At 70.4% G+C, this 20,563-nt stretch carries 19 protein-coding genes and 1 tRNA gene; 18 read left to right on the top strand and 2 right to left on the bottom strand.

Annotated features, from left to right (window positions below):
* Window positions 1–36 precede the first annotated feature (36 nt).
* Window positions 37–1,059, bottom strand: coding sequence for a GlxA family transcriptional regulator (locus tag ABLE88_RS10880; RefSeq protein ID WP_348831601.1), 1,023 nt, complete (start codon window positions 1,057–1,059; stop codon window positions 37–39).
* 240 nt (window positions 1,060–1,299) lie between these two features.
* Between ABLE88_RS10880 and ABLE88_RS10885 the strand changes: the two genes are divergently transcribed.
* The 18 genes from ABLE88_RS10885 (at window position 1,300) to ABLE88_RS10970 (ending at window position 20,191) form a co-directional block, all read left to right on the top strand.
* Entirely contained in the window at window positions 1,300–2,373 is a 1,074-nt protein-coding gene (locus ABLE88_RS10885) for a class I SAM-dependent methyltransferase (protein ID WP_348831603.1), read from the top strand.
* Between the two features lie 687 nt (window positions 2,374–3,060).
* The gene (locus ABLE88_RS10890; protein ID WP_348831605.1) at window positions 3,061–4,551 is read left to right on the top strand and encodes an aldehyde dehydrogenase; all 1,491 of its coding nucleotides are present in this window, start codon (window positions 3,061–3,063) and stop codon (window positions 4,549–4,551) included.
* A gap of 10 nt (window positions 4,552–4,561) precedes the next feature.
* The gene (locus ABLE88_RS10895; RefSeq protein WP_348831607.1) at window positions 4,562–5,359 is read left to right on the top strand and encodes an ABC transporter ATP-binding protein; all 798 of its coding nucleotides are present in this window, start codon (window positions 4,562–4,564) and stop codon (window positions 5,357–5,359) included.
* Entirely contained in the window at window positions 5,356–6,123 is a 768-nt protein-coding gene (locus tag ABLE88_RS10900; RefSeq protein WP_348831609.1) for an ABC transporter ATP-binding protein, read from the top strand. The genes ABLE88_RS10895 and ABLE88_RS10900 overlap by 4 nt, the downstream gene beginning before the upstream one ends.
* A complete protein-coding gene (locus ABLE88_RS10905) occupies window positions 6,120–7,016 on the top strand; it encodes a branched-chain amino acid ABC transporter permease (protein ID WP_348831610.1) in 897 nt (298 codons plus the stop codon). The genes ABLE88_RS10900 and ABLE88_RS10905 overlap by 4 nt, the downstream gene beginning before the upstream one ends.
* A complete protein-coding gene (locus tag ABLE88_RS10910; protein ID WP_348831611.1) occupies window positions 7,016–8,125 on the top strand; it encodes a branched-chain amino acid ABC transporter permease in 1,110 nt (369 codons plus the stop codon). Before ABLE88_RS10905 ends, ABLE88_RS10910 begins: the two co-directional genes overlap by 1 nt.
* Window positions 8,126–8,187: 62 nt before the next feature.
* Window positions 8,188–9,432: an ABC transporter substrate-binding protein gene (locus ABLE88_RS10915; protein WP_348831612.1), complete on the top strand. Its 1,245-nt coding sequence runs from the start codon at window positions 8,188–8,190 to the stop codon at window positions 9,430–9,432.
* A 73-nt stretch (window positions 9,433–9,505) separates the two neighbouring features.
* Window positions 9,506–10,708 (top strand): iron-containing alcohol dehydrogenase, encoded by a 1,203-nt coding sequence (locus tag ABLE88_RS10920; protein ID WP_348831614.1) that lies wholly within the window; start codon window positions 9,506–9,508, stop codon window positions 10,706–10,708.
* Window positions 10,708–11,307 (top strand): SRPBCC family protein, encoded by a 600-nt coding sequence (locus ABLE88_RS10925; protein WP_348831615.1) that lies wholly within the window; start codon window positions 10,708–10,710, stop codon window positions 11,305–11,307. Before ABLE88_RS10920 ends, ABLE88_RS10925 begins: the two co-directional genes overlap by 1 nt.
* Window positions 11,304–11,711 (top strand): Zn-ribbon domain-containing OB-fold protein, encoded by a 408-nt coding sequence (locus ABLE88_RS10930; RefSeq protein WP_348831617.1) that lies wholly within the window; start codon window positions 11,304–11,306, stop codon window positions 11,709–11,711. Before ABLE88_RS10925 ends, ABLE88_RS10930 begins: the two co-directional genes overlap by 4 nt.
* A gap of 10 nt (window positions 11,712–11,721) precedes the next feature.
* Window positions 11,722–12,876, top strand: a complete 1,155-nt coding sequence (locus tag ABLE88_RS10935) for a thiolase family protein (RefSeq protein ID WP_348831619.1) — start codon at window positions 11,722–11,724, stop codon at window positions 12,874–12,876.
* Window positions 12,873–13,748, top strand: a complete 876-nt coding sequence (locus tag ABLE88_RS10940) for an FAD binding domain-containing protein (RefSeq protein ID WP_348831620.1) — start codon at window positions 12,873–12,875, stop codon at window positions 13,746–13,748. The genes ABLE88_RS10935 and ABLE88_RS10940 overlap by 4 nt, the downstream gene beginning before the upstream one ends.
* Entirely contained in the window at window positions 13,745–14,233 is a 489-nt protein-coding gene (locus ABLE88_RS10945) for a (2Fe-2S)-binding protein (protein WP_348831621.1), read from the top strand. The genes ABLE88_RS10940 and ABLE88_RS10945 overlap by 4 nt, the downstream gene beginning before the upstream one ends.
* Before the next feature lie 3 nt (window positions 14,234–14,236).
* Window positions 14,237–16,582 carry a molybdopterin cofactor-binding domain-containing protein gene (locus tag ABLE88_RS10950; protein WP_348831623.1) on the top strand — a complete coding sequence of 782 codons (2,346 nt, stop codon included), beginning with the start codon at window positions 14,237–14,239 and terminating at the stop codon, window positions 16,580–16,582.
* Window positions 16,579–17,385, top strand: coding sequence for an IclR family transcriptional regulator (locus ABLE88_RS10955; RefSeq protein WP_348831625.1), 807 nt, complete (start codon window positions 16,579–16,581; stop codon window positions 17,383–17,385). Before ABLE88_RS10950 ends, ABLE88_RS10955 begins: the two co-directional genes overlap by 4 nt.
* Window positions 17,382–18,665 (top strand): CaiB/BaiF CoA transferase family protein, encoded by a 1,284-nt coding sequence (locus ABLE88_RS10960; protein WP_348831626.1) that lies wholly within the window; start codon window positions 17,382–17,384, stop codon window positions 18,663–18,665. Before ABLE88_RS10955 ends, ABLE88_RS10960 begins: the two co-directional genes overlap by 4 nt.
* Window positions 18,662–19,381, top strand: coding sequence for an enoyl-CoA hydratase/isomerase family protein (locus tag ABLE88_RS10965; RefSeq protein WP_348831627.1), 720 nt, complete (start codon window positions 18,662–18,664; stop codon window positions 19,379–19,381). Before ABLE88_RS10960 ends, ABLE88_RS10965 begins: the two co-directional genes overlap by 4 nt.
* Window positions 19,382–19,384: 3 nt before the next feature.
* The gene (locus ABLE88_RS10970) at window positions 19,385–20,191 is read left to right on the top strand and encodes an alpha/beta fold hydrolase (RefSeq protein ID WP_348831629.1); all 807 of its coding nucleotides are present in this window, start codon (window positions 19,385–19,387) and stop codon (window positions 20,189–20,191) included.
* Between the two features lie 102 nt (window positions 20,192–20,293).
* On the opposite strand, the gene ABLE88_RS10975 is transcribed toward ABLE88_RS10970, so the two are convergent.
* Window positions 20,294–20,368 (bottom strand) — tRNA-Thr (locus ABLE88_RS10975).
* Window positions 20,369–20,563: the final 195 nt, after the last annotated feature.

Raw genomic sequence — 20,563 nt, forward strand, 5'->3', positions numbered from 1 at the left:
GATCGGGAAAATGGTGCCAGACGAGGCGATCGCGGCCTAGCTGCGCCCCCTGGCGAAGTCAGGAATGCGGAACCGCTTGCGGTAGGCGCCAGGGGCGAGCCCGGTAAGGCGCCGGAAGAGCCGGCGGAAGAATGCCGGTTCTTCATAGCCCACCAGCCAGCTGATCTCGTCCACCGAGGCTTCGGTGCGCTCCAGGCGGCGCTTGGCCTCCTCAATGCGGAGCCGCTGGACATAAGCGACCGGGCTGAGGCCGGTCGCAATACGGAAGCGCCGTTTGAATGTCCGCTCCGACAGGCCGCTGTGACGTACCATTTCGGCCAGCGGCTCGGCGACTGCGGCGTGCCTGGCGATCCACGCCTGGGCCGCCGCCACGGCGCTGTCGCCATGGTCGGTGCGGCCGGCGAAGACGATGAATGGCGCGAGCCCCTCCTGGTGCCATTGCAGGGCGAAGAAGCGTGCCACCGCCTGCGCCGTGGTGGCGCCCGCATGACGCGCTATGAGATAGAGCACGAGATCGTGCCAAGTCATCGACGCCCCCGACGTGACCAGCTCCTCTCGCGATCCGGAGACCACCAGCACCTTCTCCTCGGCAATCGGCACCTGGGGAAAGGCGGCGCGGAAGGCGTCCGCATAGCCAAAATGCACGGTGGCCGGCATCCCGTCGAACCGGCCCGTCTCCGCCAGAAGGAACAGGCCCGAGCAAGCCGAGCACAGGAGCGCCCCACGCTCGTGCATCGCGCCGAGCCAGGCGACGATCTGGTGGTGCCGCCCCTTCGGCCAGCCCTGCCCCCCGAGGAGCACGGACGGCACGATGACGATGTCGGTGTGCGACACGTCGGCGATCGCGCGCTGCACGCTCACTGGAACGCCGCTCGCGAGCTCAAGGGGGCCGGTCGACAGCCCCACGATCTCCACCTTGAACGGAGGAGCGGCCGGCAGCCCGTCGCTCTCAGGCAGGATCGCGAAGGCGTTCATGACGTCGAAGATGCCGCTGAGCGTCGAGACGACAGCCTCCGGTATCGCGACGAGGCTCACATGGATCGGCTGCGAGGCTGGCATGGCGGCGCGACGGTCTCCCGAGGCAGAGCTTTCCCGAGGAAGGCTTGCGCCCAGTTTAGAGCATCTTGGCTTCAAGAGCTTGGCCCAGGCTGGAAAATGCCCGGGCGCCGCGCGATCGCGCGGAGAGCGACGGCACGTGGCGCGATCGGCCCGATTGTGGCTGGCACGGCTCTGCCCCAGGGCGGCCGATGCGGTGAATGTCCCGGCGCTCCGCGACGGAGCGAGCTCGGAGATCCCCCCATGCACCAGCACCATTCCATCATCGATGCCGCGACACGCGACGCCTTCGTGGCGCGCGCGACCGGCGACCTGTCGGCCGGCTATGGCGGGGTGATGGTCCACCTCGGCCACCGCCTCGGCCTCTATCGGACCATGTCCGGAGCCGGGCCTCTGGCGCCGCAGGAACTCGCAGCCCGTGCCGGCTGCGCGGAGCGCTATGTCCGCGAATGGCTGGGCTCGCAGGTCGCCGGCGGCTATGTGCGCTACCATCCGGTGAGCGGCACCTACGAATTGACGGCGGAGCAGGCCATGGTCCTTGCCGACGAGGACAGCCCGGCCTTCATCCCCAGCGGCTGGCTGACGGTCGCGTCCATGTGGGCGGACGTGGAGAAGGCGGTGCACGCCTTCCGCACCGGCGCCGGCGTGCCGTGGGGCGACCATGACGGGCGGCTCTATTGCGGCGTCTCGGCGCTCTACCGCAACTGCTACCGGGCGAGCCTCGTCGCCGATTGGCTGCCCGCCCTCGACGGCATGGTGGACCAGCTCGAAGCCGGCGCCCGCGTCGCCGACGTGGGCTGCGGTCACGGCCATTCGACCCTGCTGATGGCAGAGGCCTTCCCGCGCTCCGAGTTCCACGGCTTCGACGCCCATCCGGACTCGATCGCGCAGGCACGGCGGCTTGCTGAGGAAGCGGGGATGGGCGCCAGGGTGAGGTTCGAGACGGCGCGGGCGGACGCGTTCCCGACCGCAGGCTACGACCTGGTCTGCCTGTTCGACTGCCTGCACGATCTCGGCGATCCCGTCGCCGCCGCGGCCCGCGCAGCCCGCGCCATCGCTCCCGGCGGGAGGGTGATGCTGGTGGAGCCCTTCGCCAATGACAGCCTGGAGGACAACGTCTCGTCGATCGCCCGGCTCTATTACGCAGCCTCCACCACCATCTGCTGCGCCCACGCCATCTCGGAGGGCGGGCACCATGTGCTCGGCGCGCAGGCCGGCGAGGCGCGCCTCGCAGAGGTGTTTCGCAGGGCCGGCTTCCGCCGTTTCAAGCGGGTGGCCGAAACCCCTTTCAACCTGGTCTTCGAGGCGCGGCCGTGACCGGCGGCGCGTTCGACCGACACGGGTCGGCGCGCCGCCTCCTCCCAAAGCCAGATCGGGGTCTTGCCCTTGCCGCCGTCCTCGGCGCGGACCTGTCTTAGGCCCGGCGTGCCGCCGTTGAGGGCGGCGGCGGTGAGGGCGGCCACCACGTTCGCCGCCCTGGCGGCGTTGATGGACATGGGCGAGGGGGCGGCACAGCGACAGCGCGCTTGGGACACGGGCAGAGCCGCGCCTGCCGGCGCCTGACGCTGGGATGGCCCAAGCGGCACCCGTTCGGAACGTCGGGCCGCCGGATGGCGAGGCGCCCACGCTTTGGGCCCGCCGCCCGCAGCAGCAGAACCGGTGCCCCGCGCACGGCCATCCCCGGCGCGATGACGATGCGGGCATCGGGTCGAACTCTGGCGACAAAATCGTGCGCCGCGCGAAGGCGAGCGCTTCCTGATCGAAGGTGAAGACGTCCAACCCCGCTGGCGTCAGCTTGTCCCGATCGGCCTTCCGGCCTGCCGATGGCCTCCATGGAGCGCTTCCGCCGAGGGCGGGCTGCGCGCCACCGGCGAGTTCTTCGGATTCCAGCCGCCTGACATCTTGGCCGTCGCCTTGGCTCGTCCGCGCAGGGTTGACTCTGGTTCGCGGCGATGCTTCTATTATGTAGAATAAAATTCTAATGAATAGAATAAAGGAAACGCCATGCTGGATCGGCCCGCGCCTCAGGCGCCGATTGCCTATGACATGCTGATCGACGGACGCTGGGTCGGCGCCGCCTCCGGCCGGCGCATGGACAGCCTCGATCCCTATGCCGGGGCAACCTGGGCCACGGTGCCGGATGCGGGCGCGCAGGACGTGGCCGCTGCGGTGGGCGCCGCGCGCGCCGCGTTCGACAATGGACCATGGGGCCGCGCCAGCGCCCGTTCACGGGCGGCGCTGCTGCGTCGGCTCGCCGAGCTGATCGCCCGCGACGCCGATCGCCTCGCCGCCGTGGAGAGCCGCGACAACGGCAAGCTGCTGCGCGAGATGACAGCGCAATGGCGGTACATGCCGGACTGGTTCTTCTACTTCGCCGGTGCCCCCGAGCGGATCGAGGGGGCGACGCTCCAGTCCGACCGGCCGAATTTCACCGCCTTCACCCGCAAGGAGCCGGTGGGTGTGGTGGCCGCCATCACCCCTTGGAATTCGCCCGGTCTGCTGCTGGCGTGGAAGCTTGCCCCCGCGCTCGCCGCCGGCTGCACCTTCGTCGTCAAGCCGTCCGAGCACACGCCGGTTTCCGCCATCGAGCTCGGCCGGCTGGTGGAGGAGGCGGGCTTTCCCGCCGGCGTCTACAACGTCGTCACCGGCGGCCCGGCGGCCGGGCGGGCGCTGGTTTCCGACCGCCGTGTGGACAAGATCGCCTTCACCGGCTCCACCGACGTCGGCAAGGCCATCGCCAAGACGGCGGCGGACAACCTGACCGGCGTGCTGCTGGAGCTGGGCGGCAAGTCTCCCAACATCGTGTTCGACGACTGCGATCCGGCCGCCGCCGCCAACGGCGTCGTCTCCGGCATCTTCGCCGCCTCCGGCCAGACCTGCATGGCGGGCTCGCGGCTGGTGATCCAGCGCGCGATCATGGAGGACGTGCTCGGCCGCGTGATCGAGCGCGCGCGCACCATCCGGCTCGGCGATCCAGGGATGCCGGAGACCGAGATGGGGCCGGTGGCGACGCCCCAGCAGTACGCCAAGGTCACGGGCATGATCCGGGCCGCGGTGGCCGAAGGCGCGCGTCTTGCCTGCGGCGGGCCGGATGCGGGGCCGGGCGGTCTGTTCGTGCCGCCCACCGTCCTCGTGGACGTGACGCCGGACATGACCATCGCGCGGGAGGAGGTGTTCGGTCCGGTACTCTCGGTGATCCCCTTCGACACCGAGGAGGAGGCGATCGCGATCGCCAACGACACCGAGTTCGGCCTCGCCGCCGGCATCTGGAGCCTCAACATCCAGCGCGCCCACCGGGTGGCGAACGCGGTGCGCGCCGGAACGGTGTGGCTGAACGCCTACCGGGTGGTGGCCTACAACGCCCCGTTCGGCGGCTACAAGCAGTCCGGCTCCGGCCGCGAGAACGGCGCCGGCGCGGTCGAGGAATATCTCGAGACCAAGACGGTCTGGGTCGAATTGTCCGGCGCCACCCGCGACCCCTTCACCATCGGCTGAGGGGGAGGGCATGGCGGCATCCAACTCTGCGCCCCTGCTCGCGCTCGACGATGTCGAGGCGGTCTATGGCGGCTCCATCCTGGCGCTGCGCGGCGTCAGCCTGAGGGTGCCGGAAAGCGGCATCGTCGCGTTGCTGGGCGCCAACGGCGCCGGCAAGACCACGGTGCTTCGCGCCATATCGGGCCTGCTCTCCTGGCATCGCGGCCGGATCACCCGCGGGCGGATCGCCTATGACGGCGCCGACATCACCGGCCTCGGCGGCGCCCTGCTGGTCCGGCGCGGCATCGCCCAGGTGATGGAGGGGCGCCGCATCTTCGGCGAGCTCACGGTCGAAGAAAACCTGCGCATGGGCGCCTTCACCCGCCACGACGGCGGCGAGACGAGGCGGACCTTCGAGCAGGTGCTGGAGGAGTTCCCGATCCTGCGCGAGCGCTTCGCGCAGCCGGCCGGCTATCTCTCCGGCGGCCAGCAGCAGATGCTCGCCATCGGCCGCGCCATGATGGCGCGCCCGCGCCTGCTGCTGCTGGACGAGCCCTCGCTCGGGCTCGCGCCCATCATCGTCACGCAGATCCGCGAGGTGATCCGGCGGATCGCCGCGAGCGGCGTCTCGGTGATGCTGGTGGAGCAGAACGCCGACATGGCGCTCTCCCTTGCCGACTACGGCTACATCCTGGAGAGCGGGCGCATCGCGCTCGAGGGTCCGGGGCCGGCCCTGAAGGAGGATCCGATGATCCGGGAGCTCTATCTCGGCATCGTCGGAGCGCGGGAGGCGGAAATGTCCGCCGCCTCCGGGGAGGCGCCGCGATGACCAGCCTCCTGGAAGTGCGCGACCTGTCCGTCTCGTTCGGCGGCGTCAAGGCGCTCTCCGGCGTCTCGTTCGACGTGAAGGGGGGCGAGATCTTCTCCATCATCGGCCCGAACGGTGCCGGCAAGACCACCATCTTCAACTGCTTGAGCGGCCTCTACCGGCCGGCCGCAGGCGCCATCCGGCTCGAAGGCCGTGATCTGGTGGGCCTGCCGCCGAAGGACCTCGCCGCCCTCGGCATCGCCCGCACGTTCCAGAATCTCGGCCTGTTCGAGCACCTCACCGTGATGGAGAATGTGCTGCTCGGGCGCCACCACCTGATGGGCACCTCGCTTCTCGGCAATGCGCTGCGGCTTCGCTCCACGGTGCGGGAAGAGCGGGAGAACCGCGCGCGCGTCGTCGACATTCTCGATCTCTTCGGCCTGGCGCGCGAGGCGGATACCCCGATCGGCGTCCTGCCCTACGGCGTGCGCAAGCTGATCGAGATCGCCCGTGCGCTCGCCATGGAACCGAAGCTGCTGCTGCTCGACGAGCCGGTGGCGGGCATGAACCACGAGGAGACCCATCGCATCAGCGAGGCGATCCTCGACGTCCGCCGCAGCCACGGCACCGGCATGGTGCTGGTGGAGCACGACATGCGGATGGTGATGACCATATCCGACCGGCTGATGGCCATCGATTTCGGCCAGCACGTGGCCACCGGAACCCCGCACGAGATCCAGAACGATCCGCGCGTCATCGAAGCCTATCTCGGGAGAGCGGCATGAGCGAGCTCATCCAGCTTGTCACCGGCGGCCTGTCGCTGGGCTCCATGTATGCCCTCATCGCCCTGGGCTTCGTGGTGGTCTACAAGTCGACCGGCGTGCTCAATTTCGCGCAGGGTGGCCTCGTCTTGTGCGGCGCCTACTTCTGCTACGCGCTGCGCAACGCGCTGGGCCTGCCGTTCCCTCTCGCGGTGCTGCTCGCGGTAGCGGCCACGGCGCTGGTCGCCGTGCTGATCGAGCGGCTGGTCATGCGGCGGATGATCGGCAAGCCGGTATTCGCGGTCATCATGATCACCTGGGGCCTGCTGATCATCCTCGAGCAGGTGCCGGCCGCAGTGTGGGGCTACGACCTGCTGACGCTCGGCGATCCCTGGGGCATGCGGATGGCCGGCGTCGGCGGCGTGCAGGTTCTGGAAGTGGACCTGTGGACTCTCGGCGTGGGCGCGGCCGTGATGCTCGCTGTCTACCTGTTCTTTGCCCGCTCGCGCTGGGGGCTCGCCATGCGCGCCTCGGCGCTGGACCAGGAGGCGGCCATGGCGCAAGGCGTCTCGCCCGGCCTCGTCTTCGCCCTCGCCTGGGCCATCGCCGGGGTCATCGCCGCGCTCGCCGGGGTGATGCTCTCGGGTGGGGTTCGCGGGCTGAGCCCGGAGCTCTCCCTGATCGCGCTGCGCGCCTTCCCGGCCATCATCCTCGGCGGAATGGATTCCCCCGTGGGCGCGGTGGTGGGCGGCCTCGCCATCGGCGTCGCCGAGGTGCTCACCGCGAGCTACGTGGCCCAGCACGCCCCGTTCCTCGGCCAGAACTTCCACCTTGTCATGCCCTATTTGCTGATGACGGCGTTCCTCCTGGTGCGGCCCTACGGCATGTTCGGCACCAAAGCCGTGCGGAGGGGTTGATGCACGCGCCCTTGAACCTGCCCGGGACCGCTGCCGAAGTGCCGCAGGCGGTCCCGGTGCCGGCCTCCAGCCGGCGCGCGCGGCCGCCCGCCAGCATCGGCTGGGGTCCTCTCGCCGCCGCGCTCGGGGCGATCTTCATCCTGCCGTTCGTGGTGAACGACTTCTGGCTCTCGATCCTGAACTATGCCGGCATCGCCGCTGTCGGGGCCATCGGGCTCAACCTGCTCACCGGCAATACCGGCCAGGTCTCGCTCGGCCAGCCCTTCTTCATGGGGGTGGGCTGCTATGCGGCGGCCTTCGCGGGGCAGGAGCTCGGCCTGCCGCTGCCGCTGTGGCTCGCCGCCGCCATGCTCATGGGCGGGCTCGTCGGTGGTCTCGTGGGGCCCTTCGCCTTGCGGCTGCGCGGCCAGTACCTCGTCATCGTGACGCTCGGGCTGGTGCTGATCGGCTTGCATCTTTGGCAGAACATGCCGTGGCTCACGGGCGGGGCGAACGGACGCTCGATCGCCATCGCGGCCAAGCTCGGCCCGATCGATTTCTCGGCCCTTTCGGCGTTCGGGAGCGCGCTCGCGCGAAACCAGGGCTGGTTCATCTTGATCTGGCTCTGCGCACTCGGCGCCGGGCTGTGCGTGCTCAACATCCTCAACTCGCGCTCGGGGCGGGCGCTGATGGCGATCCGCGACCGCGAGATGACCGCCTCGGTGATCGGCATCAGCGTGTCGCGCACCAAGATCCTCGCTTTCGTCGTCTCGAGCATGCTGGCGGCGGCGGGCGGCGCGCTCTATGGCGGCTATGTGCGCTATGCGGCGCCCACCGAATGGGACCTTCTGCTCGCCGTGCAGTACCTCGCGATGATCGTGGTGGGCGGCACCGGTTCGGTGCTGGGCTCGGTCCTCGGCGCGCTGTTCGTGACCCTCATGCCGCAGGCGGTGAAGCTCGCGAGCCCTTACCTGCCCTTGGTGTCCTTCACCCCGGGCGACGGCGGCATCGTCAGTCTGTTCGCGCTTAACCAGATCCTGTTCGGGCTGTTCATCATCGCCTTCCTCATGTTCGCCCCGCGTGGCCTCGCCGGGCTCGCCGCGCGCCGCCGCGCAGCGCCGAAGCCTTAGCTGCAAGCCGCCCCTCAAGACGTGACCCGAGACACCAAAAAGACAAAGCTGGAGGAGACCCCATGGCCCCGACTTCCCGTCTGCTCGCCTGCGTCGGCGCGCTCGCCGCGGCGCTCGCCGCTTCGCCCGCCGTCGCCCAGAGCGAGCCGAAGCCGGTCAACGGCTTCGACGGCAAGACCATCCGCCTCGGCCTGATCCAGCCGCTCACCGGGCCGGCCGCCGTGCTCGGCCAGCCGGTGGTGGCCGGCGCCCGCACCTGGTTCGATTACGTCAACAAGGAGCGGGGCGGCGTCGCCGGCAAGTACAAGGTGGAGCTGGTGGTCGAGGACCACATGAACCAGCAGGCGCCCACCGTGCAGGCCTACAACAAGATCAAGAATGACGTGGTGATGATCGCCCAATTGTTCGGCACCCACACCACGCTCGCCGTTCTGCCGCAGGTGAACGACGACAAGATGCTGGTCGGCGCCGGCGGGTACGACTACGTCTTCTTCAAGGAGCGCCAGCTCCTGCCGGTGGGCTCGCCCTACCAGATCATGGCGGTGAACGCGCTCGCGGAGCTCTGGAACAACCAGGGCTACAAGGACAAGGCGGTTTGTGCCCTGATCCGCGACGACCCCTATGGCGCCGCGGGCCTGGAGGGTGTCGAGTTCGCGGCCAAGCAGCTCGGCTTCAAGATCACCGCCGTGGTGCGCTTCTCCGCCGCCGACCAGGATTTCAGCGGCCAGATGGCGCAGCTGAAGGGGGCCGGGTGCCAGCTGGTCTATGTCACGACCATCCCGCCCCAGTTCGTGCGCATGGTGGGCAATGCGGTGCGCGTGAATTTCGCGCCGCTGTGGCTCGGCCAGTTCCCCACCTGGTCCGGCGTGCTGGTGGACAACCCCGCCTACGACTACATGGCGAAGAACCTGATGATCGCCTCCGAGGGCCCGGAATGGGGCGACATGAGCGTGCCCGGCATGGCGCGCATGGTGGAGCTGCAGAAGAAGTACGCTCCGGAAGCCAAGCCCGATTTCTTCTTCACCATCGGCTACAAGTCCGCCCAGGCGGCGACCGAGGTGCTGGAGGCGGCGGTCAAGGCCGGCGATCTCTCGCAGGCCGGTCTCGCAAAGGCCTATGAGGGCATCGCCACCATGTCGTTCGGCGGCATCACCGGCGACCACGTCTACGGCGCCCCCGACAAGCGCCGTCCGCCCCTCACCTCCAGCCTGTTCAGGGTGAACAAGGCGAAGCCCTACGGCCTCGAGGCGGTGCGCGCCAATTTCACCACCGACCTCGCGACGCAATACGTCGCCACCCACAAATAGGCCACCGGCACCGATCGGGGCGGGGCCGGCGCACGTCCCCCCGCCGCTTGCGAAGCGAAGACAGGACTTCTCGATGATCGCAAACTTCTACATGCCCACCCGCCTCGTCCACGGACCGGGCGCGCTCGGCCAGATCGGCGCGCTCGCGCGCGGCCTCGGCATGACGCGCGCGATGGTGGTGTCGGATCCCGCCATCGCCGCGACCGCCTTCTATCACGGCGCGCTCGCGAGCCTGCGGGCCGCCGGGCTCGACGTGGCGACCTTCGAGGGTTGCGGAATCGACGCCCGTCTCGCCCATGTGGATGGCGAGGCGGAGCGCGTGCGCAGCGAGGCGCGCGACGGCGTCATCGCCATCGGCGGCGGCTCGGTGATCTGCACCGCCAAGGGCATCGCCATCGTCGCGCCGAACGGCAAGAGCTTCGCCGACATGACCGGCGTCGCGAACTTCCGCAACAAGGCGCTGCCCATGATCATGGCGCCCACCACGGCGGGCTCCGGCTCCGAAGTCTCCCAGTTCACCCTGGTCAAGGACGAGGCGACCCACCGCAAGCTCGTGGGCGGCGGCCCGCTGAGCTTCCCCGACGTGGCGATCCTCGATCCGGTGACGCTCGCGACCCTGCCGCCGCGCGCCGCCGCCGGCTCCGCGGTCGACGCGCTCACCCATGCGGTGGAGGCGCTGTTCTCCGCGCTCGCCACCCCGCTCACCGACGCGCTGGCGCTCGAGTCCGTGCGGCTCCAGGCCGGCAGCATGCGCCGGTCGATCCTGTCCGACGACGAGACGGCGCGGGCCAACAACCTGCTGGCCTCCTCCATGGCCAACATGGCGTGCGGCAACGCCCGGCTCGGGCTCGCGCATACGCTCTCTTTGCCACTGGAGGCGCGGCTCGATCTGCCGCACACCATCGGCGTCGGGGTGCTGATCCCGCGCGTGGTGGCGTTCAACGCGCCGGTGGCACCGGAGAAGGCGCGCGCGCTCGCGCTCGCCCTCGGGGCCACGCCCGCCGATGACCTGCGCGGCACGGTCGCGGCGATCCGCGACGCCTTCTTCCGCTTGTTCGAGGATGTCGGCACGCCGACCCACCTTACGCAGGAGCAATTGCCCGAGGCGCGCCTCGCCGAGATGGCGGCCGCCGCCATCCCCGGCCTTTATGGCGGAGCGATGCCCGAGGGCGAGGTGCGCGACAGCCACGTGATCCACCAGCCGGGCGTGCGCCGCGCCACCGTAGGCGAGGCCCGCGCGCTCTACGCCCAGTGCTACGGCCGAGGAGCGGCCTGATGAAGATAGAGAACGCCTTCCGCGTGGACCTGCCGCCGGCAGAGGCCTGGCGGGTGCTGCTGGATATCCCCGCGCTGGTGCCCTGCATGCCGGGCGCGGAACTCACCTCCATCGAGGGGGAGAGGGCCTATCGCGGGCAGATGAAGCTGAAGCTCGGCCCGGTCGCCGTGGCGTTCCAGGGCCGCGCAGAGATCATCGCGGTGGACGAGGCCGCGCGCAGCGTCCGCGCCAAGGCCAGCGGCACCGAGACGAAAGGCCGGGGCAACGCTTCGGCCGATGTCGTCTTCCGCCTGTCGCCCGATGGCGCGGGTTCGCGGGTGGACGTGACCACCGAGGTGAACCTCGCCGGCGCCGTCGCCCAATATGGCCGCGCCCAGGGCGTCATCGCCGGAGTGGCCCAGGTGCTGGTGGATCAGTTCGCCGCCAATCTCGCGGCGCGCCTTGCGGCCGAGCGGCCCGTTGCTGACGAGGCCGAGCCGGCCGATCGGAACGCCTCGCCCGCGCCGTCTCGCCCGGCCGAGGGTCTGTCGGTGCTCGCCCTGCTCTTCACCTACATTCGCGGCCGCCTTGCGCGGCTGGTCCAGAGGAACGCGTCATGACCGCCGATGCCGACTCGCTTCAGCTCATCAATCCCGCGCTGGTGGAGGTGAGGGGGGGCGGCGCGCCGCGCCTCGTGGGTGGCCAATGCCGCGCCTGCGGCGCCCGGAGCTTCCCCCGCGCGGCCGTTTGCACCGATTGCCTCGCCTTGGATGTCGACCCGGTGGAACTGGCCTGCGAGGGGAAGCTCTATTCCTATTCCGTGGTGCACCAGGCGCCCAAGGGCTGGGACGTGCCCTACGTGCTCGGCTACGTGGACCTGCCGGACGGGCTGCGGGTGCTGGCCCATATCGACGCGCCTGCGGGCGCAGTCGCCATCGGCCAGCGGGTGCGCCTCGCGCTTGGCGTGGTCGGTGCCGATGCCGGCGGCGCGCCGCTCTCCACCTACACCTTCGTTCCCGCCTGAGGAGGCGCCCATGACGTCCAACGCTCTGCGCGAGGTGCGCGTGGTCGGCACGGGGCTCATCCCGTTCGGCAAGTTCCCTGACAAGACGCTGGCGGAGATCGCCTGGCCGGTGGTGCGCGAGGCGATCCTTGAATCCGGCGTGAAGCCGAAGGAGATCGGCGGCGTGTTCTGCGGCACCGCCCTCGGCGGCATGCTCGCCGGCCAGCGCATCATGAAGACGCTCGGCATCTCCGGCATGCCCATCATCAATGTGGAGAACGCCTGCTCCTCCTCGTCCTCGGCGCTGTCGCTGGGCTGGCTGTCGGTGGCGAGCGGGCAGCATGACGTGGTGGTGGTGGTGGGCGCGGAGAAGCTGACCAAGTTCGGCGGCGGCATGCTGCCTCTGGAGCGCGAGGACTGGGAGGTGAATCAGGGCATGGTGATGCCCGCCCTCTACGCCATGCGCGCCCGGCGCTACATGCATGAATACGGCCTCACCGAGACTCAGCTCGCTGAAGTCGCCGTGAAGGCGCACGCGCATGGCGCGCTGAACCCCAACGCCCAGATCAGGAAGCGCGTGTCCCTCGAAGAGGTGATGGCGGCGCGCCCGGTGACCGAGCCGTTCACGCTCTGGCATTGCTGCCCGACCGGCGACGGGGCCGCGGCCGTGGTGCTCGCCAGCGCCGACGTGGCGCGCCGGCTCGACGGCAAGACCGTGCGCGTCGCCGCATCGGAAGTGACCTCGGGCCTTTATACCGACCATTTCCGCGACATGACGTGGCCGGAGCTGACCGCCCGCGGCGCCGAAGGTGCCTTCGAGATGGCCGGCATCGGGCCCGAGGACGTGGACGTGGCCGAGATCCACGACGCCTTCACCATCGCCGAGCTGATGTATTACGAGGCGTTCGGCTTCTGCGGGCGGGGCGAGGCCTATTCCCTGATGAAGAGCGGGGCCACGTCCCTGGGCGGCTCCATCCCCGTCAATCCCTCGGGCGGCCTGCTGTCGCGCGGCCACCCCATCGGCGCCACCGGCGTCGCTCAGGCGGTGGAGGTGACGCGCCAGCTGGAGGGCCGCGCCGGCGCCCACCAGGTGGCGGACGCCAAGGTGGGTGTCACCCATGCCACCGGGGGCGGCATCGCCGGGCTCGATCACGGCGCCTGTTCGATCCACGTGTTCGCGCGATGAAACCCGCACCGTTCGACTATCACGCGCCGCAGAGCCTCGCCGAGGCCACCGGCCTGCTGGCGCGGCTCGACAACGCCAAGGTCATCGCCGGGGGCCAGTCCCTCGGCCCGATGATGAACTTCCGTTACGTGATCGCCGACCACCTGGTGGACCTCGGCGGAATCGCCGAGATCGCCGGCATCACGCTCGCGGGCGACACGCTGCGTATCGGCGCCATGACGCGCCAGCGGGAGCTCGAATTCTCGGACCTGGTCGCCCGGCGCTGCCCGCTGCTCAAGGCCGCACTGAAGCAAGTGGGCCACCGCCAGACCCGCAACCGCGGCACCTTCGGCGGCAGCGTCGCCCATTTCGACCCGGCCTCCGAGCAGCCCATGATGTGCGCGGCCCACGACGCTGTGATCGAGATCGCCTCCGCGCGCGGGGTGCGGCGGGTGCCGTTCGCGCAGTTCGGGCTCGATTTCATGACGACCGCGCTCGCGCCGGACGAGATTCTCGCCGCCATCGAGATTCCGCTCTGGCCTCAGGGCCACGGCTGGGGCTTCCATGAATTTGCCCGGCGCCACGGAGACTTCGCCATCGTCGCGTCCGCCGCGCTGCTGACGCTCGGGCCAGACGGGCGGATCGTCCGTGCCTCGCTGACGCTTGCGGGCGTCGCCGTCGTGCCGGTGCGCCTGCGCGAGGCCGAGGCGGCGCTGGTCGGCCGCGCGCCCGAGCCGGCCGTCCTCGGTGCGGCCGCCGACCTCGCAGGGGCGATAGAGCCCCTCGCCGACATCCATGCGAGCGTCGATTACCGGCGCCATCTCGCCCGTGTGCTGACCGAGCGCGCGCTTGGCGATGCCGCGGCGCGCGCGGCTGCGAGGACCACTCCATGAGCGCCAAACGACAGATCAGCGTCGAGGTGAACGGTGCGCCGCGCCAGGCCGAGATCGAGCCGCGCCTCACGCTCGCGGACTTCCTGCGCCACACATTGGACCTGACGGGCACCCATGTGGGCTGCGAGCACGGCGTGTGCGGCGCCTGCACGGTGCTGATCGACGGCCGCTCCGCGCGCTCGTGCCTGACCTTCGCCGTGCAGGTGGATGGCCGCGCCCTGACCACCATCGAGGGGCTCGGCCCGGCGCCGGGGATGCTCGGCGTGCTTCAGGAGGCGTTCCAGCGCCATCACGCACTCCAGTGCGGGTTCTGCACGCCCGGAATGCTCACCACGCTCACCGAACTGCTGAACGACAATCCCGACCCCACCGAGGACGAGGTGCGCGAGGTCATCACCGGCAATCTGTGCCGCTGCACCGGCTATTCCGGCATCGTCGCCGCCGCCCTCGACGCGGCGCGGCGCCTGCGCGAAGGGGAGGCCTGAGCCATGGGCGTGAAGCATTTCGGCGCCCGCGTCACGCGGCTTGAAGACCCGGCGCTCCTCACGGGCCGCGGGCGCTATGTGGACGATGTGAAGATCCCGGGGATGGTGCACGCCTGCTTCGTGCGCTCGGCCCATGGTCACGCGCTCATCCGGTCCATCGACGCCGCTGCCGCGCGGCAGATGGCGGGGGTCGTCGCCGTGCTGACGGCCGACGACCTGCCCGCGCCCATGGCCGGCGCGCGCATGCCGATGCTGGTGCCGAACGCTGCCATCGCGGCGCTGCGCACCCAGCACTGCCTGGCCCGCGACGAGGTCTGCTATGTGGGCCAGACGGTGGCGGTGGTGATCGCCGAGAGCCGGTACCTCGCCGAGGACGCGGCGGCGATGGTGGACGTGGACTACGACCCGCTTCCCGCCGTGAGCGATTGCCGCGCCGCCTTGGAGCCGGGCGCGCCGACGGCGCACCGGGACCTGCCGGACAACCTCGCCTCGGCCTTCCGCCAATCCTTCGGCGACGTGGAGGCGGCCTTCGCCGGAGCGCCGCATGTGTTCAGGGAGAGCCTGTTCCAGCACCGGGGCGGGGGCATGGCGCTGGAAACGCGCGGCGTCGTCGCCCACCACGACCGGCCCACCGACCTGCTCACGGTCTGGTCGGCCACCCAGACCCCCCATATCGGTCGGCGCATGATCGCGGACCTGCTCGGCCGCAGCCCGGAGAGGATCCGCGTCATCGCGCCCGATGTGGGCGGCGGCTTCGGGCCGAAGGCGATCTTCTACGCCGAGGAGGCGGTGATCGCCGCCGCGGCGCTGACGCTGGGCGTGCCCGTGAAGTGGATCGAGGACCGGCGCGAGCATTTCCTCGCCGCCACCCAGGAGCGCGACCAGCACTGGGACGTGGAGATCGCCGTCGAGGCGGACGGCAGGATCCGCGGCGTGCGCGGAAGCTTGATCCACGATACCGGCGCCTTCGTGCCATGGGGCGTGATCATGCCCTACATCGCCTCCGCCACCGTGCCGGGGCCCTATGTTCTGCCGGCCTACCGGCTCGACGTGAAGGTGGCGCTCACCAACAAGGTGGCCACCACCCCGGTGCGCGGCGCCGGCCGGCCCCAGGCGGTGTTCGCCATGGAGCGCCTCATGGACCGGGTCGCGCAGGGCCTCGGCCTCGACCCGGCCGAGGTGCGTCGGCGCAACTTCATCCAGCCCGAGCAGATGCCCTATGCGGTGGGCCTGATCTTTCGCGACGGCAAGCCGCTGATCTATGACAGCGGCGACTATCCGAAGGCCCAGGCCGAGGCGCTGGCGCTCGCCGATCATGCGGGCTTTGCGGCGCGCAAGGCGGCGGCGCTGAAGGCCGGCCGCTATATAGGCATCGGCCTTGCCAACTACGTGGAAGGCACCGGCCTGGGCCCGTTCGAGGGCGTGACCGTGCGGGTGCAGCAGAATGGCAAGGTGCTGGTCGCCACCGGCGCCACCAATCAGGGCCAGGGCACCCGCACCACCTTGTCCCAGATCGTCGCCGACCGGCTCGGCTGCCGCATCGAGGACATCGAGATGAGCATCGGCGACACCGCCGCCATCGCCAACGGCGTGGGCGCCTTCGCGAGCCGGCAGGCGGTGAATGCGGGCTCTTCCGCAGCGATGGCGGCCGAGGTGGTGCGGGCCCGCGTGGTGCAACTCGCCGCCCGCGCGCTCGGCGTGCCGGAGGCGGAGGTTGCCATCGAGGACGGCAAGGCCGTCGCTCAAAGCGGCAACCGGCCCGAGGTCGGCTTCGGCGACCTGGCGCGGCTCTCCCAGGGCATGCCGGGCTTCTCCATGGCCGCCGGCGATGCGCCGGGGCTGGAGCACACCGCCTATTTCACCCCGCCCCAGGCTTCCTATTGCAGCGGCACCCACGTGGTGGAGGCGGAGGTGGACATCATGACCGGCGGCGTGCGGCTCCTGACCTATTGCGTGGCGCACGACAGCGGCAACCTCATCAACCCGCTCATCGTCGACGGGCAGGTGCAGGGCGGGGTCGCCCACGGCATCGGCAACGCGTTGATGGAATTCATGAAGTACGACGAGAACGCGCAGCCCGTGACGACCACGTTCGCGGACTACCTCATGCCCATGGCGACCGACGTGCCCACCTGCCGGATCACCCATGTGGAGAGCCCCTCGCCATTGAACCCGCTGGGGGTGAAGGGCGCCGGGGAGGGCGGCACGATCCCGGCTGCGGCGGCCATCGTCGCCGCCATCGAGGACGCGCTTTCGCCGTACGGCATTCGCTTTTCGGAAACGCCGCTCACGCCGGAGCGCATCGTCGAGGCGCTGACGGCGGCGGGCGCCTACAAGAGGGCATCATGAGCGCCAAGGGCGAAAGTCTGGGTACGGTCCAGCGCGTGGTGGAGATCCTGCGCCACATGGCCGAGCGGGGCGAGACCACCATCAAGGATCTCTCCGCGGCGCTGGGCCTCGTCCCGAGCACCTGCCACCGCATGCTGGACCTGCTCGCCCGCGAGGGGCTGGTGGAGCGCAATGCGGCGCGGCGCAGCTACCGGGTGGGCCCGGAATATTTCCGCCTCTCGGCGCTGGTTCAGACCCATCTCGACGTGCGCAGCCTGGCGCGGCCGTTCCTCCAGCAGGTGGTGGACGCGTGCGACGAGACCTGCGTGCTGAGCCTGTACCAGCCGGCGGAAGGCCACATGGTGTTCGCCGAGAAGTGCGATTCCAGCCAGCTGCTGCGCTACCAGCTGGCGCTCAATACGCCGCTGCCGGTCGCGTGGGGGGCGAGCGGACGCTCCATTCTGGCGTTTCTGCCCGAGGAGGAGCGCAAGCGCCTGTTTGAGGTGACCGGCGTGGCGCCGGCCAGCGGGCAGAAGGTGCCGTCCTTCGCCGCGCTCGAAGCAGAGCTCGCAGAGGTGCGCCGCCAGGGCTACGCGCTGACCCACGGACAGAAGATCGCTGGCGCGGTGGGCATCAGCGCTCCGGTGTTCGGCGCCAGCGGCGCCGTCATCGGCAGCCTCGGCGTCACTGTTCCCGAGCAGCGCATCGGCGAGGCCGACGAGGCAAAGCTTGCCGCGCTGGTGCGCCGCCACGCCGAGGCGCTCTCGCGGGCGCTGGGCGCCCCCGATCCGCTCTCCCTCCCGAACCAGGCCAGATCCGCATGAACGCACCCGCCGCCATCCTTCCCGCCGGCCCGCAGGACGGCGGCCCGCTGCGGCACCTGAAGGTGCTCGACCTCACCCAGTTCCTGTCCGGGCCCTACGCCACCCAGATTCTCGGCGACCTCGGCGCCGAGGTCATCAAGGTGGAGGCGCCGGAGGGCGACATGACGCGCCGCCTGCCGCCTTATTTCGTGGGTGAGGACAGCGCCTATTATCTCAGCGTCAACCGCAACAAGAAGAGCCTCGCGGTGGACCTGAAGTCCGAGGCCGGCCGGGCGCTGGTGCGCGATCTCGCCCGCGCCTGCGACGTGGTGGTGGAGAATTTCCGCCCCGGCGTCCTCGATCGCCTGGGGCTGTCGTACGCCAAGCTCTCGGCCGAGAAGCCGGACCTCGTCTGGTGCTCCATCAGCGGCTTCGGCCAGGACGGTCCCTACCGGGACCGACCGGCCTACGACATGATCGTCCAGGCCATGTCCGGCGGCATGTCGCTGACCGGCGACGAAGACGGCCCCTCGGTGCGCTCCGGCATCCCGCTCGGCGACATCGCCGCCGGCATGTACGGCGTGATCGGCATCCTCGCCGCGCTCGCCGACCGCGACCGCAGCGGCCGGGGCCGGGCGGTGGACGTCGCCATGCTCGATTGCCAGATCGCCATGCTGAGCTATCAGGCCGCCTATTTCCTCGCCTCCGGTCATGTGCCGGGGCGCCAGGGCAGAGGGCACGATTCCATCCCCACTTATCGCGCCTTCGCCTGCGCCGACGGGGCGGACGTGGTGATCACCGCCAACACCGAGCGCATGTGGCAGGCACTCTGCGGCGTCCTCGGCCGGCCGGAGCTTGCGGACGATCCGCGCTTTTCGGTGAATGCCAGGCGCTACGAGAACCGCCTGGCCTTGTGGGAGATCGTGGAGGCGGTGTTCCGCTCGCGACCGGCGACGGAATGGGTGGACGCCTTGGTGGCAGCCGAAATTCCCGCGGCAGCCGTCAATACCCTGGATAGGAGCCTCTCGGACCCGCATGTGCGTCATCGCCGGATGGTGGTCGAAGCCCAAGGACCGGATGGCGAGGCGCTTCGTGTCGCCGGCAACCCGGTCAAGTTCCTCGACGAGGTCGAGCCCGCGCCTCATTTCCCTCCGCGCCTCGGCGCCGATGAGGAAGACGTGCTCGCCCGCCTGCTCAAGCTTCCGGCCGAGCGCATCGCCGCGCTGCGCGCCGAGGGCGTGATCGGACGCCGCGGCGCCGGCGCCGGGCAGGCCGCTCCGAGCCGGACGGGTGCCGCATGAGCGCCGCCGCCATCCTGACCAGCCTGGACGGCGCGGTTGCGCGCATCGTCATCGACCGAGCGGAGCGGGGCAATCTGCTCACCCTCGACATGGTCGCGGCGCTGACGGCCGCGGTGCGCGCCGTGCCGGCGGACGCGAAGGCCGTCCACCTCTACGGAGCCGGCGCGGACTTCTGCCGCGGCCGTGATCCTTCTGGCAGTCCGCAGACAGCGACAGCGCTCGACGTGCGCGAGCGGCTCATCGCGCCGATCCTGTTGCTCTACGATGCCATCGCCGCCTGTCCGGTGCCGGTGGTGGCGAGCGTGAACGGCGCCGCCCGCGGGCTTGGCGCGGCGCTCGCCGGAGCCTGCGACGTCACCATCGCCTGCGCCTCGGCGCGGTTCGCTCTGCCGGAGATGGAGAAGGATCTGCCGCCCACCCTTGCGCTCTCGGCGCTTCTACGGCGCGTGCCGACCAAGGCGCTGTCATACCTTGTGCTGAGCCTCGAGGAGATCGACGCGGCGACCGCGCGGGACATCGGCCTCGTGAGCCGGGTGGTGGAGGGCGATGCGGTCGCCGGTGCGCGGCCGCTCCTCGGGACGCTCGCATCGCGCTCGCGGGCGGCCCTGGTGGCGGTGAAGGACTATCTGCGCGCTGCCCCGGATCTTGGTCCGCAGCCCAGGCGCGATCTCGCCGCAAACCTGCTGGCGTGTGTGCTCTCCTCGCGGGAGGCCTGAGCCATGGCGGCCGAATGTGTCGAAGTGAATGGCGAGCGCATCGCCTTCCGCCGCACTGGAGAAGGTCCGGCGGTGCTGCTGATCCATAGCCTCGGCACCCATTCGGGGCTGTGGGCCAGCACGTTCGCCGCCCTCTTGGGACAATTCAGCCTGGTCGCCATGGACTGCCGCGGCCACGGCGGCAGCACCAATCGCGGCGGCTTTTCCGTGGCGGCGGTGGCGCAGGATGGCCGCGCCCTCATGGACCAACTCGGCCATGAGCGTTTCCATGTGGTGGGAATCTCCATGGGCGGGCTGATGGCGGTGACGCTCGCTGCCGCCGTGCCGGATCGCGTGGCCTCCTTGTTCCTGACCGGCGCCTATGCCGGCGTCGGCGCCGCCGGCCCGCCGCGGCTCGCCGCAACGCGCGCGCTGCTCGCCGGCACCGCCATGGCGGCGTTCGGCGCGGCCTATGCCGCCGATACCGTGCTCCCGGACAGTCCCGAGGCCGCCCGCGCTTTGGTGGCGAATGCCATTGCGGGCATGTCGGCTGCCGACTATCTCGATACTCTCGAGGCGATCCTCACCGCCGACGTCTCAGCCCTGCTGCCGACCCTGGACGTCCCGGCTCTGGTCCTGACGGGACAGGAGGACCGGCGGGCGCCGGAGGAGGTCGGTCGGCGTCTGTCGGCGTGCCTGCCGCAAGGGGCCTTCGAGGTGATGCCGGGCGCGGGCCATCTGGCAGTGCTGGACAGGCCAGCGGCCTTCAACCAGCGGCTTGTGGACTTCCTCACCCAAGCAGGCAGGCGGCGTTCCGGGTGCTCGCGCTGATCGGGCGCCGCGCAGCCCGCACCGTCAGCCGACGATGCACGAGGGGAAATTGAGTTTTTCCAAAACCTTGCGGGCATCAGTCGAGGCCCCTTCGACCTAAAATGGTGCCGGGTGAGGGGATCGAACCCCCGACCTTCGGTTTACAAAACCGCTGCACTACCGCTGTGCTAACCCGGCCCTGCCCGCATTCGACCGCAATGGCGCGCGCTTGCCAATGCCCCTCAACGGCGGGCGGCGCCTGCGGCCGGCGGGCGCGCCTTATTCCTCCAGGCGGGCGCGGGCGTCAAGCCGCCGCCGCGCCAGCGCCCGGAACGAAAGCGGCCCCGCCGTGAGGCGGGGCCGGGACCTTTGGGGGAATTGACGGCCCCGCGC

The organism is Xanthobacter luteus, from assembly GCF_040049235.1.
In the GTDB taxonomy this organism is placed as follows: Bacteria; Pseudomonadota; Alphaproteobacteria; order Rhizobiales; family Xanthobacteraceae; genus Xanthobacter.